At 67.0% G+C, this 14188-nt stretch carries 13 protein-coding genes; 6 read left to right on the top strand and 7 right to left on the bottom strand.

Features of this window, described 5'->3' with window-relative positions; all coding sequences use genetic code 11:
• Positions 1-57: 57 nt before the first annotated feature.
• The gene (locus V4U86_RS03135; protein ID WP_395309839.1) at positions 58-771 is read left to right on the top strand and encodes an LpqN/LpqT family lipoprotein; all 714 of its coding nucleotides are present in this window, start codon (positions 58-60) and stop codon (positions 769-771) included.
• 249 nt (positions 772-1020) lie between these two features.
• Positions 1021-1989, top strand: coding sequence for an NAD-dependent epimerase/dehydratase family protein (locus V4U86_RS03130; protein WP_395309838.1), 969 nt, complete (start codon positions 1021-1023; stop codon positions 1987-1989).
• Here the strand turns inward: V4U86_RS03130 and V4U86_RS03125 are convergent.
• From V4U86_RS03125 to V4U86_RS03115, 3 genes are all read right to left on the bottom strand, one after another.
• Complete coding sequence (locus V4U86_RS03125; RefSeq protein ID WP_395309837.1) at positions 1975-2529, bottom strand: helix-turn-helix domain-containing protein; 555 nt, start codon at positions 2527-2529, stop codon at positions 1975-1977. The two genes, V4U86_RS03130 and V4U86_RS03125, sit on opposite strands and share 15 nt — an antisense overlap.
• A gap of 85 nt (positions 2530-2614) precedes the next feature.
• Positions 2615-3736, bottom strand: a complete 1122-nt coding sequence (locus tag V4U86_RS03120; RefSeq protein WP_395309836.1) for an NAD(P)H-dependent flavin oxidoreductase — start codon at positions 3734-3736, stop codon at positions 2615-2617.
• Positions 3737-3772: 36 nt separating this feature from the next.
• Entirely contained in the window at positions 3773-5458 is a 1686-nt protein-coding gene (locus V4U86_RS03115) for an acyl-CoA synthetase (RefSeq protein WP_395311900.1), read from the bottom strand.
• 34 nt (positions 5459-5492) lie between these two features.
• On the opposite strand from V4U86_RS03115, the gene V4U86_RS03110 reads away from it, so the two are divergent.
• Complete coding sequence (locus tag V4U86_RS03110) at positions 5493-6302, top strand: crotonase/enoyl-CoA hydratase family protein (RefSeq protein ID WP_395309835.1); 810 nt, start codon at positions 5493-5495, stop codon at positions 6300-6302.
• Between the two features lie 48 nt (positions 6303-6350).
• Here V4U86_RS03110 and V4U86_RS03105 read toward each other — a convergent pair whose 3' ends face one another.
• From V4U86_RS03105 to V4U86_RS03090, 4 genes are all read right to left on the bottom strand, one after another.
• Positions 6351-7685, bottom strand: coding sequence for an MFS transporter (locus V4U86_RS03105; protein WP_395309834.1), 1335 nt, complete (start codon positions 7683-7685; stop codon positions 6351-6353).
• Between the two features lie 27 nt (positions 7686-7712).
• The gene (locus V4U86_RS03100; RefSeq protein ID WP_395309833.1) at positions 7713-8924 is read right to left on the bottom strand and encodes a cytochrome P450; all 1212 of its coding nucleotides are present in this window, start codon (positions 8922-8924) and stop codon (positions 7713-7715) included.
• Positions 8921-9628 carry an acetoacetate decarboxylase family protein gene (locus V4U86_RS03095; protein ID WP_395311899.1) on the bottom strand — a complete coding sequence of 236 codons (708 nt, stop codon included), beginning with the start codon at positions 9626-9628 and terminating at the stop codon, positions 8921-8923. Before V4U86_RS03095 ends, V4U86_RS03100 begins: the two co-directional genes overlap by 4 nt.
• Before the next feature lie 105 nt (positions 9629-9733).
• Positions 9734-10765: an LLM class F420-dependent oxidoreductase gene (locus V4U86_RS03090; RefSeq protein ID WP_395309832.1), complete on the bottom strand. Its 1032-nt coding sequence runs from the start codon at positions 10763-10765 to the stop codon at positions 9734-9736.
• Positions 10766-10823: 58 nt separating this feature from the next.
• Here V4U86_RS03090 and V4U86_RS03085 point away from each other — a divergent pair, with 58 nt between their 5' ends.
• Genes V4U86_RS03085 through V4U86_RS03075 form a run of 3 tightly spaced genes read left to right on the top strand, consistent with a single transcriptional unit; the run spans position 10824 to position 14106 of the window.
• Complete coding sequence (locus tag V4U86_RS03085) at positions 10824-11837, top strand: Zn-ribbon domain-containing OB-fold protein (protein ID WP_395309831.1); 1014 nt, start codon at positions 10824-10826, stop codon at positions 11835-11837.
• A gap of 15 nt (positions 11838-11852) precedes the next feature.
• A complete protein-coding gene (locus tag V4U86_RS03080; RefSeq protein ID WP_395309830.1) occupies positions 11853-12908 on the top strand; it encodes a thiolase domain-containing protein in 1056 nt (351 codons plus the stop codon).
• A gap of 4 nt (positions 12909-12912) precedes the next feature.
• Positions 12913-14106, top strand: a complete 1194-nt coding sequence (locus V4U86_RS03075) for a thiolase domain-containing protein (RefSeq protein ID WP_395309829.1) — start codon at positions 12913-12915, stop codon at positions 14104-14106.
• Positions 14107-14188: the final 82 nt, after the last annotated feature.

Here is a 14188-nt window from a genome sequence, read left to right as displayed (position 1 = left end):
GGTTTGATCACGAAAGTGTTTGCCATCAGCGACACTGTCCCGGCCGGAGGAGTGACGATGAGAATATCCGTGATTGCCGGGGTCGCGGCGCTGGCCATGGGTCTGGCACTGTCCGGCTGCGGAGCAGACACCAGGACCATCGAGGGCACCCCGAAGGCGGGCGCCCCGGCTCAGACCTCGCAGGCACGTGAATCCACGCCACCGACGAGCAGGCCCAAAGTCGCTCCGCGGGAAGAGGATACGGCGGGCCCGCATGACACCATCGCCAGCTATATCCAGGCGAACGGGATCCAGGAGACCCCCGTCAAGCGCGGCGACCCGGGTGCACCGACCATCGACCTACCGTTCCCCGACGGCTGGACGGATGCCGGCGCGGACACGCCCGAATGGGCCTACGGCGCAATGGTCTACACCGGGCCGGAGGCCGCCGAGTACCCGCCGAGCATCGTCGCTCTGGTGTCGCGACTGGACGGCGACGTCGACCCGCAGGTGATCCTCGAACTGGCCGGCGGGGAACTGCAGAATCTGCCCGGGTACGAGGGTTGGAGCGACGGGACGTTCAGCACGCTGGGCGAGTTCCCGGCCTTTCAGCTCGGCGGCACCTGGAGCCAAGACGGTCTGACCAAGATCGTCGCCCAGAAGACCGTCGTGATCGAGGGCGGCGACGGTCTCTACGTGCTGCAACTCAACGCCGACGGGACCGAGGAACAGGCCGATATCGTCAGTGCCGCAACCGATGTCATCGACGCCGAGACCGTCATCACGCCCTGACTGGGCCGTGCTGGAAGGGCCTCTGCCACGGCTGCGGACGGGGCCTGCGGACTGCGGCTTTCGCGGGGGCGCCGGCTTCGTTGTACGGCGACACGGTGTATCGGTAGCAGCCGGCCGACCGTCCCGGCACCGGTGAGCCGCTCCATCTGACCAACACGATGCGCTCGGCGTCCATCACCGGGCGGCAACCGCAGCGGATCCTTTCGATACCATTGGCACCGTAATCAGGTCCGGACTCGAAAGGCGACCATGCGCATCGCAATGACCGGCGGGACCGGCTATCTCGGCGCCCACACCGTCAAGGGACTGCTGGAGGCCGGCCACCAGGTCCATCTGCTCGTCGCCCCCGGAGAGGATGCGGTCATCCCGCACCTGCAGGCCCTCGGCGACCTGAGCATCCTGGCCGGCGACATCCGTGACGCGGCGACCATCACCGCTCTGCTCGACGGCTGCGATGCCGTGATCCACGCCGCCGGGGTGGTCGGCACCGACCGACGCCGGGAAGCCCTGATGTGGGAGATCAATGCCCACGCCACCGAGGCGGTGCTGACTCGGGCCGCCGAGGCCGGGCTGGACCCGATCGTCTCGGTGAGCAGCTACAGCGCGCTGTTCCCGCCGCCGGACGGCGTCATCACCGCAGATACCCCGCCCGCCCCGGGCCGCAGCCCGTACGCCCAGACCAAGGCCTACGCCGACCGCGCGGCACGCACGCTGCAGACCCGGGGCGCGCCGGTGGTCGTGACGTACCCATCCAGTGTCGTCGGCCCGGCGTTCCACACCGCCGCCGGAGTCACCGAACGCGGCTGGGCGCCGATCGTGGCCGGCGGAGCAGCGCCCCGGATGCCCGGCGGCATGCAGATGGTCGACGTGCGCGACGTCGCCGAAGTGCACAGCCGGCTGATGCGGCCCGGCCGCGGACCCCGGCGCTACGTGTGCGGCGGCGTGATGGTGTCCTTCAACGAGATGATCGACACGCTGGAACGCGGATCCGGTAAGCGCATCAGGCGAATCCCGCTCTCCCCCGGGCTCTTCCGGGGTATCGGGTGGATCTCCGATGTCGCGGGCCGGGTTCTTCCGCTGGGCGACGGGATCAGCTACGAGGCGGCCATGCTGCTCACCGCGGCCACCCCGACCGACGATGCGGCCACGCTCACCGACCTGGGCATGGACGGCTGGCGGTCACCGCAGCAGGCCATCCTGGAGTCATTCCGACGCTGAACCGCCCACCGCCGCGGTCAGCAATGCGACCAGTCGGTCCCGAAGTTCGGGGGAATCGGCCTCGACGGCCACGGTGTGGATCAGCAGTGCCGAACCGGCCGCCATGGCCAGTGCCGCCCGGGCGTCCAACTCGGCGCCGTACCCCTGTTCGGCGAACAACCCGATCGCCGGGCCACTGAACCCGGCCCACAACGATCTGCGCAGCGCCTCGTTCTCCTGCAGTGCCAGCAGCAGACCCGGCACCGCCGCCCGGACGTCGGGACGGCCGAACAACTGATGACTGCCCCGGACCACCCACTCGATCCAGCCGGTCAGATCGGTGCCGGAAAACGGTGACATGTCCGGGGATTCACCGAGAATGGCGTGCAGCACCAGTTCGGCCTTCGACGACCAGCGACGGTTCAGGCTGGCCCGGCCCACCCCGGCCCGGGCCGCCACCACCCGAAGGCTGAGACCATCCCAGCCCACTTCGACGAGGAGTTCGCGCGTCACCGCGAGCACCCGCTCGTCGATCGAGGTGTCGCGCGGCCGCCCGGTCATCACACCGATTCAACACCACCGCCCGAACGAACAAACGGGCGGGAAACTGCCCAGGACAGTCCCGCCCGTTCGTCGATCTCGGCGTCTAGCTTTCGGCGATTCCGTCCAGGCGCTTGGTGGCCGACTCGAAGCCGCTGACCAGATCGGCGATGATGTCGGCGACCGGGCGGATCTCGTTCATCCGGCCCACGATCTGGCCCACCGGCATGGCGACGGCGGTCGGATCGACGGACTGGTTCATCCGCTGATGCGCCTCGCTGACGAGGATGTTCTGCAGCGGCATCGGCAGCGGCTCGGGGGCACCCTCGGCGTCCCAGGCATCGGTCCAGCGGCTCTTGAGCAGTCGGGCCGGCTTACCGGTGTAGATCTTGCGCCGCACGGTGTCTGCGGAGGTGGCGTCCAGCATGGCCTGTTGGATGGTGGAGACGCCGGAGGCCTGCCGCACACCGAGGTCGTACTCGGCCGAGGTCAGGAACGCCGAGCCCATCCACACGCCCTGCGCACCGAGGGCGAGCGCGGCGGCCACCTGGCGGCCGGTGCCGATCCCGCCGGCGGCGAGCACCGGGGCCCTGCCGTCGAGGGCGTCCACGATCTCCGGCCACAGGACCACCGAGCCGATCTCCCCGGTGTGCCCGCCGGCCTCGTGGCCCTGTGCGACGACGATGTCGACGCCGTTCTCGACGTGGCGCAGCGCATGTTTGGCGCTACCGGCCAGCGCGGCGACCGGGACGCCGGCGGCGTGCGCCTGATCGATGACGTCCTTCGGCGGCGAACCCAGCGCATTGGCGATCAGCTTGATCGGGTGTTGCAGCGCCACCTCGACGTGGCTGCGAGCCACCGAATGCAGCCAGCCCAGCACACCTTCGGACTTCTCGTCGTCCTCGGGCAACGGCGGGACACCCAGATCGGCAAGGGTTTTCGCAACGAAGTCGCGATGCGTCTGCGGAATCAGCTTGTCGATGTCGACGCTGGTCCCCTCGGTGGGCACCTTGGCGGGCATCACGATGTCGACACCGTAGGGCTTACCGTCGGTGTTGTTGTCCATCCACTGCAGGACGTTCTCCAGGTCATCGGCGTCGTTGAACCGCACGCAGCCGAGCACGCCGAGACCGCCGGCCTTGCTGACCGCGGCGGCCACCTTCTCCGACGGGGTGAACACGAAGATCGGGTATTCGATCCCGAATCGTTCGCACAGTTCGGTCTTCATGGTTGTTTATCCCGTCGCTTTCGCTAGCCCTGACAACTACCTGGCTCCTGCATGGTTGGCGTGCACGTCATCGGCGGCCCGCTCTTCGGTGGTGTCCTTGGCCCAGCGGTAGTCGGGCTTGCCGGCGGGTGAGCGCTTCACCTCGTCGACCAGCCAGAGGCTGCGGGGCACCTTGTATCCGGCGATCTCGGTACGGACGTGGGCATCCAACTCGGCCAGCGTCGGGCGGGTACCCTCGCGGGGCTGCACGACCGCGGCGACATGCTGGCCGAAACGCTCGTCCGGCACGCCGACGACCAGCGCGTCGAACACGTCAGGGTGGCCCTTGAGCGCAGCCTCGACCTCTTCGGGGTAGATCTTCTCGCCACCGGAGTTGATCGACACCGACCCGCGGCCCAGCATGGTCACGCTGCCGTCGGCCTCGACCTCGGCGTAGTCACCCGGGATCGCGTACCGAATACCGTTGAAGGTCTTGAAGGTTTCCGCGGTCTTCTTCTCGTCCTTGAAGTAGCCCACCGGGATGTGCCCGCACTTGGCGATGATGCCGCGCACCCCCGAGCCGGGCACGACCTCGTTGCCGTCCTCGTCGAGGACCTTGGTGTTCTTGTCGATGGTCACCCGCGGGCCGCCGGTGTGCGACTGGCCCTTGGCCACGATGCTGGTGCCGCCGAACCCGGTCTCCGAGGAGCCGATCGAGTCGGTGATGACGCGGTTGGGCAGCAGCTCGAGGAACTTCTCCTTGAGGCTGGTGGAGAACAGCGCGGCGGTGCTGGCAAGCAGGAAGAGGCTGGACAGGTCGAATTCCTTGCCCTTGTCCTGGTGGGCCAGCAGCGAGTCCAGCAAGGGCCGGGCCATCGCGTCGCCGGTGAAGAACAGCAGGTTGACCTTGTGTTCGTGGATCAGTTGCCAGACCTCGTCGGCGTTGAATTCCGGTGTCAGCACGGTGGTCTGGCCGGAGAACAGCGCCATCCAGGTGGCCGACTGGGTGGCGCCATGGATCATCGGCGGGATGGGCAGCCGCACCATCGGCGCGTTTTCCTTGGCCTGCCGGGACAGGTCGTACTCGTCGGCGATGGGCTCGCCGGTGGCGAAATCGGTGCCGCCGAAGAGCACCCGGTAGATGTCCTCGTGGCGCCACATGACGCCCTTGGGGAACCCGGTGGTGCCGCCGGTGTAGAGCAGGTAGATGTCGTCCTCGCTGCGCGGTCCGAAGTCGCGTTCCGGGGACCCCTGGGCCAGCGCCTCCTCGAACGGCACGCCGCCGTAGCGGGCGAAGTCGTCGTCGCTGCCGTCCTCGACGACCAGGACGGTCTTGACGTTCGGGGTTTCGGGCAGCACGTTGTCCACCCGGTCGGCGTAGCGCCGCTCGTGGATCAGCGCGACCATGTCCGAGTTGTCGAACAGGTACTTCAGTTCGCCCTCGACATAGCGGAAGTTGACGTTGACCAGGATCGCGCCGGCCTTGATGATGCCGAGCATGCCGATCACGATCTCGATCCGGTTGCGGCAGTACAGACCGACCTTGTCGTCCTTCTTGACGCCCTGGTCCAGTAGGTAGTGAGCCAGCCGGTTGGCCTTCTCCTCCAACTGCGCATAGGTGATGGTTTCGTCGCCGCAGATGAGGGCGACACGGTCAGGCACGGCGTCGATGGCGTGCTCGGCAAGGTCCGCAATATTCAGAGCCACAGAACCTAAACTAGAACGTGTTACATTTCGTGACAAGTCCGGGTCGAGAACGCATGGAGGCAGACGGTCTGTGAGCGAGGAAAAAGACACCGAAAAAGGGCCCGACGCCCTCATTGAGCAGCGCGGACACACCCTGATCCTGACGCTGAACCGGCCGGAGCGGCGCAACGCGCTCTCCAGCGAGATGCTCTCGATAATGGTCGAGGCCTGGGACCGCGTCGACAACGACCCGGAGATCCGCACCTGCATCCTCACCGGCGCCGGCGGCTACTTCTGCGCGGGCATGGATCTCAAGGGCGCGACCAAGAAGCCGCCGGGTGATTCGTTCAAGGACGGCAGCTACGACCCGTCGCGCATCGACGGGTTGCTGAAGGGGCGTCGCCTGACCAAGCCGCTGATCGCCGCGGTCGAGGGACCGGCCATCGCCGGCGGCACCGAGATCCTGCAGGGCACCGACATCCGGGTGGCCGGCGAGAGCGCCAAGTTCGGCATCTCCGAGGCCAAGTGGAGCCTGTACCCGATGGGCGGCTCGGCGGTCCGGCTGGTGCGCCAGATCCCGTACACCATCGCCTGCGACATGCTGCTGACCGGACGGCACATCACCGCCGCCCAGGCCCTGGAGTATGGGCTGATCGGCCACGTGGTGCCCGACGGCACCGCGCTGGACAAGGCGCTGGAGATCGCCGAGGTGATCAACAACAACGGTCCACTGGCCGTGCAGGCCATCCTGAAGACCATCCGCGAGACCGAGGGCATGCACGAGAACGACGCGTTCAAGCCCGACACCGCCAACGGCATCCCGGTGTTCCTCTCCGATGACGCCAAGGAAGGCCCGCGGGCGTTCGCCGAGAAGCGATCGCCCAACTTCCAGATGAAGTAGCGATTTGCGGAGTCTCAACCGTCATCAGGACGGTTGGGACTCCGCGCATCACCGGAGAAACGCCTCGCCCTTCTCCCGGTCGAGGTAGGTGCTCGACTTGTTCTTCAGGAAGAACAGGTACACCACCAGCGACACCGCGATGCACACGGTGACATAGCCGATGAACAGCGGCACCTGGTCGCGTGCCTTGAGCGCCTGGTAGATCAGCGGCGCGGTGCCACCGAACATCGAATTCGCCAGCGCGTAACCGACTCCCACGCCGAGCGCGCGCACGTGCGCGGGGAAGAGCTCCGATTTCACCAGGGCGTTGATCGAGGTGTACCCGGTCAGGATGACGTAGCCGACCGCCACCAGCAGGAACGACATGAACGGTGAATGTGTCTGCGGCAGGTAGGTGATCAGCACGTACGTGTAGACCAGGCCACCGAACCCGAACCACAGCAGCAACGGTTTGCGACCCACCCGGTCGCTGATCATGCCGCCGACCGGCTGCAGCAACATCAGGAAGATCAGCCCGATCAGGTTGATCCAGGTGGCCGTCATCGCCGCATCCTTGTACGTGGCCTTGACGATGGCCGGGGCGTTGACGCTGTAGGTGTAGAACGCGACGGTGCCGCCGAGGGTGATCAGGAAGCACAGCAGCAGCGGCCGCCAGTAGCGGGTGAGCAGTTCCCGCATCGAGCCCGAACTGGTGTCCTGTCCCGCCGCCACCGCCGCCAGCTGGTCCTCGGACAGCGACTCGTCCATCGAACGGCGCAGCCAGAACACCACCACGGCGGCCACACCGCCGATGGCAAAGCCGATGCGCCAACCGAATTCGTGCAACTGCTCGTCGGTGAGCAGAGTGTCCAGCACGAGCAGGGTGAATTGCGCGAGCACATGCCCACCCACCAGCGTCACGTACTGGAAGGACGAGAAGAAACCACGGCGCTCCCGCGTGGCGGCCTCCGACATGTAGGTGGCCGACGTCCCGTACTCACCGCCGGTCGCGAAACCCTGGAGCAGGCGCGCCAGGATCAGGATGACGGGCGCGGCGACGCCGATGCTGGTTTGGGACGGGACCAGTGCGATCACCATCGAACAGGCCGCCATCAGCGACACACTGACGGTGAGCGCCGCGCGCCGGCCGCGCCGGTCGGCGTACCGGCCGAAGAACCAGGAGCCGACGGGCCGCATCAGGAAGGTGATCGCGAAGATCGCCCACACATAGATCAACGAATTCTCGTCGGACTCATCGAAGAACTGCTTCTCGATGTAGGTGGCGAAGACGGAGTAGATGTAGACGTCGTACCACTCGACCAGGTTGCCCGAGGACCCCCTGATGGTGTTCCAGATGGCGCGGCGGGTCTGCGCCGCCGACGAGGTCGCTGCTGGTGCGGACATCACCTCATCTTGGGCCATCCGCGGCCGCTAGCCGAGCACTTTCGGTGTCGGAGTGAAGATCACCGGCATGGTCTCCAGGCCGCTGACGAAGTTGGCCGGCCGCAGCGGCAGCATATTCTCGTCAGCCAGTCGCAGGTCGGGCAGCCGCCGCAGCACCCTGTCGAGCATGATCTTCAGTTCCAGGCGGGCGAGCTGGTTACCCAGGCAGAAGTGCGTGCCGAAACCGAACGCGACGTGGTTGTTGGGGTTGCGGTCGATGCGGAAAGTCTCCGGGTCGCCGAACACCTCCTCGTCGAAGTTCGCGGACTCGAACATCAGCATGATCTTCTCGTCCTTGCGCAGCCGGGCCCCGTGGAACTCGGTGTCGGCAGTCAGCGTGCGACACATGTTCTTCACCGGCGAGGTCCAGCGCAGCATCTCCTCGATGGCGCCGGGGAGCTTCTCGCCGTCGTCGACAAGCTGGGCCCACTGATCCTGATGCCGGAGCAGCTGCTCGGTGCCGCCGGAGAGGGTGTGCCGGGTGGTCTCGTCACCGCCGATGAGGATCAGCAGAGTCTCGAAGACGATCTCCTGATCGTCCATCCGCTGCCCCTCGACCTCGGAGTTCACCAATACCGAGAACAGGTCATCGGTCGGGTCGGCCCGCCGCTTGGTGATCACGTCCATGGTGAATGCGGTGTACGCGGCAAAGGTGTCCATCAGCTTCGCGATGGCAGTCTCGTCCAGGTGCGAGGACAGCCCGCACACCAGATCATCCGACCACGTCAGCAGCATCTCGCGTTCCTCGGGCAGGACTCCGAGCATGTCGCCGATCACGGCCATCGGCAGCGGCGCGGCGATGTCGCGGACGAAGTCGGCCTCACCCTTCTCGCACACCGCGTCGATCAGGGTGTCGCACAGGTTCCCGATCGATTCCAGCTTGTCCATCACCCGCTTGCGCGTGAAGCCGGCGTTGACGAGCTTGCGCCGCAACAGATGTGCCGGGTCGTCCATGTCGATCATGTAGGGCATACCGGGCTGGTCGGGCCGGATACCGCCGGCGCTGGAGAACAGCTCGGGGTTGCGCTCCGCGTCGAGCACCGCGGCGTGGCTGGCGGCGGCGGCCTGTCCGTTGCGGTCCCGGAACACCGGTTCGTGGGCGCGCATCCAGGCGTACGCCGCCCGGGCGTTGCCGTCGGCGTAGAACCGGCCGTCGGCGAGATCCACATCCGGTTTGGTGTCGGGCAGAACCTGGGTCACCGGATCTCCTTGGCGTCACCGAATGTCATTTCGACGTTCTCGGCGGAACTCGAGAACAGCGCGCGTTTGGGCAATCCGAGCGCTGCGAGATCGCGACCGATCGGATGCGCACCCAGCCGTATCCGCACCCCACCCGGGCGATACCGCACCCCCGAGAGCGTCATCTGCCCGGCGGTCTCGCGGGTGACCCCGTCCAGATGTGAGTAGGTGGGGTGGACCTGCGGTTTGGACGTCAGCGCCGACGGAGCCGGCAGGCCCTTGCTGAACTCCATGCTCACCGCATGCTCACCGTCGATGGCGACGTCGAAACCGAAATTCTGCCCATCTCGAACCCCGGCTGGATTGCTCGCACCGCGAACGGTGAAGTCCGCCAACACTTTCGGGTATCCCCAGATCTTGCGCCCGGCCGCCATGGTGAACTCACCGTCGACCGGCAGGTGATGGATGAACGCCGCGGCGTCGCGCAGCGCGCGCACACCCGAGGCGTCCGATCCCGGCGGGTTCACCATGACGTTGGTGCCGTACTCCAGGTAGGGCCCGAGATCGCCGTCGATGTAGTGCATCAGCATCAGGATCACGGCGGCGCGGCGCGGCCGGAACCGGCACACCTGCAACCCGCTGTAGTCGATCATCCGCTGCGCGGCATCGGCGTCCACCGAGAACATCGCCATGTGCTGGCTGGCCCGGCGGATCCGCACGGGCATGGTCACGGTCTCGCCCGCGATCGCGTATTGAGATGTGGCGTCGGTCACGCCGCCCAATCTAGGACCCGCGGTAGACACCTGGCAAGGAAGTGTCTACCCAGGGCCTCAGACCAGCGCGGCGAGGTCCTTGATCTGCTGGGTGGACCGCGCGCCGACCACCATCATGGTCACGCCCGACGCCTCCCAGGCCTTGATCTGTTCCTTGACGTAGTCCAGGTTGCCCACGATCGCCGAATCGTCGACCAGCTCGTCCGGGATGACTGTGGCCGCTTCGTCTTTGCGGTCGCTGCGGAACAGCTTGGTGACGTCGTCGACCACCTCGCCGTAACCCATCCGGCGGTAGACGTCGGCGTGGAAGTTGGTGTCCTCGGCGCCCATACCGCCCATGTAGAGGGCCAGGTGCGGCTTCATCAGCTCCATGATCGCCGGCCGGTCGTCGGTCACCACGACCTGCGCGGTCGCGCAGATCTCGAACGTCTCCCGGGTGCGACGCGCGCCCGGGCGGGCGAAGCCCTCGTCGAGCCATTCGTTGTACATCCCCGCGATCCGCGGCGAATAGAAGATCGGCAGCCAGCCGTCGCAGATCTCGGCGGCCAGCGCGACGTTCTTCGGTCCTTCGGCACCCAGCATCACCGGGATGTCGGCACGCAGTGGGTGGGTGATCGGCTTGAGGTTCTTGCCCAGCCCGGTGGTGCCCTCTCCGGTCAGCGGCAGCGGGTAGTGCGGGCCGTCGCTGTGCACCGGCGCCTCCCGGGCCCACACCTGGCGCAGGATGTCGACGTACTCGCGGGTGCGCGCCAGCGGTTTCGGGAATTTCGCGCCGTACCAGCCCTCCACGACCTGTGGGCCGGACACTCCGAGGCCCAGGATGTGCCGGCCGCCGGAGAGGTGATCGAGCGTCAGGGCCGCCATCGCGCAGGCGGTGGGTGTGCGCGCCGAGAGCTGGACCACCGAGGTGCCCAGACGCAGGCGTGTGGTTTCCCGACCCCACCAGGCCAGCGGCGTGTACGCGTCCGATCCCCACGCCTCGGCGGTGAACACGGTGTCGAAACCCTCGGCCTCGGCCGTGGCGACGAGTTCGGCGTGGTCGGTCGGAGGCTTGGCCCCCCAGTATCCGAGTTGCAGACCCAACTTCATTTGCCGTCCTCCAGACCCGTGGTTGAAACCATTCTTAGAACCTGTTCTACTCGATGCTGTGACCACAGGCCAAAGCAGCCCGGTGCAGATCGACGAGCATGAGCGGCCCCTCTCGGCGCCACTGAAGCTCGCTTTCGACTACACCCGTTCAGTCGGACCGCTCCTGTCCCAGTTCTTCACCGCCCTGCGCGAGCGACGCATCCTCGGCGTACGCGGCTCGGATGGCCGGGTGCACGTACCCCCCGCAGAGTATGACCCCGTCACCTACCAGGCGTTGACCGAGGTGGTGCCGGTCAGCGCGGTCGGCACCGTGCAGTCCTGGACGTGGCAGTCGACCCCGCTGCCGGGCCAGCCGTTGGACCGGCCGTTCGCCTGGGCGCTGATCCTGCTGGACGGCGCCGACACCCCGCTGCTGCACGCCGTCAAGGTCGAAGCCGCCGCCGACATCAAGACCGGCGACCGGGTACATGCGCACTGGGTCGACGAGCCGGTGGGTGCGATCACCGATATCGCGTACTTCCTGCTGGGTGACCAGGAGGAATCGGTAGAGCCGTCCTCCGGTTCCGATGACCGGGACCCGGTCACCGTGCAGGTGACGCCGAGCTTCATCGAGATCCAGCACACCGCATCCCTGCCGGAGACGACATTCCTCAAGGCGCTGCAGGAGGGCAAGCTGTTGGGCGGGCGGACCGGCAAGGGCCGGGACGGACAGCCCGGCAAGGTGTACTTCCCGCCCAAGGAGGCCGATCCGGCCACCGGCCTGGCGCTCGACGAGTTCATCGAGCTGCCGGACAAGGGCACCGTCACCACCTTCGCGGTGATCAACATCCCGTTCCCGGGGCAGCGGATCAAGCCGCCCTACGTGGCGGCCTACGTGCTGCTCGACGGCGCCGACATCCCGTTCCTGCACCTGGTCACCGAGATCGACGCGGCCGACGTGCGGATGGGGATGCGGGTGCAGGCGGTGTGGAAACCGCGCGAAGAGTGGGGTCTGGGTATCGACAACATCGACTACTTCAAGCCCACCGGCGAACCGGATGCCGACTACGACTCCTACAAGCACCACCTGTAAAGGGCTTGCACTGAAATGACTGATATCGCAGTCGTGGGCTTCGCGCACGCGCCCCACGTCCGTCGCACCGACGGGACCACCAACGGCGTCGAGATGCTGATGCCGTGTTTCCACAAGCTCTATGACGAGCTGGGCATCAAACAGACCGATATCGGATTCTGGTGCTCGGGGTCTTCGGATTACCTTGCCGGGCGGGCCTTCTCGTTCATCTCGGCGATCGACTCGATCGGCGCGATCCCGCCGATCAACGAGAGCCACGTGGAGATGGATGCGGCCTGGGCCCTGTACGAGGCCTACATCAAGCTGCTCACCGGCCAGGTCGAGACCGCGCTGGTCTACGGGTTCGGCAAGTCCTCGGCGGGCATCCTGCGCCGCGTGCTCGCACTGCAGACCGACCCGTATACGGTGGCTCCGCTGTGGCCGGATTCGGTGTCGATGGCGGGGTTGCAGGCCCGGGCCGGGTTGGATGCCGGGAAGTGGACCGCCGAGCAGATGGCCCAGGTTGCGCTGGATTCCTACGCCGCGGGCGGTCGCACCGACAGGGTTGAGGTCACCGGGTCCATCAGTGACCTGCTGTCCCAACCGTTCTTCGCCGACCCGCTGCGTCGCCATGACATCGCCCCCATCACCGACGGTGCGTCGGCGATCGTGCTGGCCGCCGGGGACAGAGCCAGGGAACTGCGCGAAAACCCGGCCTGGATAACGGGAATCGAGCATCGCATCGAGACCCCGATCCTGGGTGCCCGCGACCTGACCACGTCACCGTCGACCGCAGCCTCGGCGGCCGCGGCCACCGGAGGCGATGTCGGCTCCATCGACGTCGCCGAGATCTACGCGCCGTTCACCCATCAGCAGTTGATCCTCACCGAGGCGATCGGGCTGCCGTCGTCGACGAAGATCAACCCCTCCGGTGGCGTGCTCGCCGCGAACCCGATGTTCTCGGCCGGGCTGGAGCGCATCGGCTTCGCCGCGCAGCACATCTTCGACGGTTCGGCGCGGCGCGTGCTCGCGCACGCCACCAGCGGCCCTGCGCTGCAACAGAACATCGTCGCCGTCCTGGAAGGGAAATGACCTGATGGCGGGATCAACCAAGAAGTTGGCAGCGGTGCTGGGCACCGGGCAGACCAAGTACGTCGCCAAGCGCCACGACGTGTCGATGAACGGCCTGGTCCGCGAGGCCATCGACCGGGCGCTGGCCGATGCCGGCTCCACCATGGACGACATCGACGCCGTGGTGGTCGGCAAGGCGCCCGACTTCTTCGAGGGCGTGATGATGCCCGAGTTGTTCCTGGCCGACGCCACCGGCGCCACCAACAAGCCGTTGATCCGCGTGCACACCGCAGGGTCGGTGGGTGGCTCGACCGCGATCGTTGCGGCCAGCCTGGTGCAATCGGGCAAGTACAAGCGCGTGCTGACCATGGCCTGGGAGAAGCAGTCGGAATCGAATGCCATGTGGGCGTTGAGCATTCCGGTTCCGTTCACCAAGCCGGTCGGCGCGGGCGCGGGCGGGTACTTCGCCCCGCATGTGCGCGCCTACATCCGCCGTTCCGGCGCCCCGAACCACATCGGTGCGCTGGTCGCGGTCAAGGACCGGCTCAACGGGGCCAAGAACCCGTTGGCGCATCTGCACCAGCCCGACATCACCCTGGAGAAGGTGATGGCCTCGCCGATGCTGTGGGACCCGATCCGGTACGACGAGACCTGCCCCTCCTCCGACGGTGCCGCGGCCATGGTGATCGGTGACGAACAAGCCGCCGAAGCTCATCTGGCCGACGGCCATCCGGTGGCGTGGATCCACGCGACCGCGCTGCGCACCGAACCGCTGGCCTACGCCGGTCGCGACCAGGTGAACCCGCAGGCCAGCCGCGATGCCGCCGCCGCCCTGTGGCGCGATGCCGGAATCACCTCCCCCATCGACGAGATCGACGCCGCCGAGGTGTACGTCCCGTTCTCCTGGTATGAGCCGATGTGGTTGGAGAGCTTGGGTTTTGCGCCCGAGGGTGAGGGCTGGAAGCTCACCGAGGCCGGTGAGACGGCGATCGGCGGGCGTATCCCGTTCAACGCCTCCGGTGGGGTGTTGTCGTCGAATCCGATCGGCGCTTCGGGCATGATCCGGTTCGCCGAATCGGCGATCCAGGTGATGGGCAAGGGCGGCGATCACCAGGTGCCCGGGGCCCGCAAGGCGCTCGGCCATGCCTACGGCGGCGGTGCCCAGTACTTCTCGATGTGGGTGGTCTCCAGCGACAAACCGGCGGACAAGCCGGCCTGAGTCGGGCTGAGCCGCCGGTCACACCGACCGGCGGCCAGGCCGTAGGTTTCCCTCCGGTCGCGTACGGTGGAAAGCGATTCCG

It is taken from the genome of Mycobacterium sp. AMU20-3851, from assembly GCF_043974665.1.
Classification (GTDB): Bacteria; Actinomycetota; Actinomycetes; order Mycobacteriales; family Mycobacteriaceae; genus Mycobacterium.
This window is presented reverse-complemented; position numbering and strand designations above follow the sequence as displayed.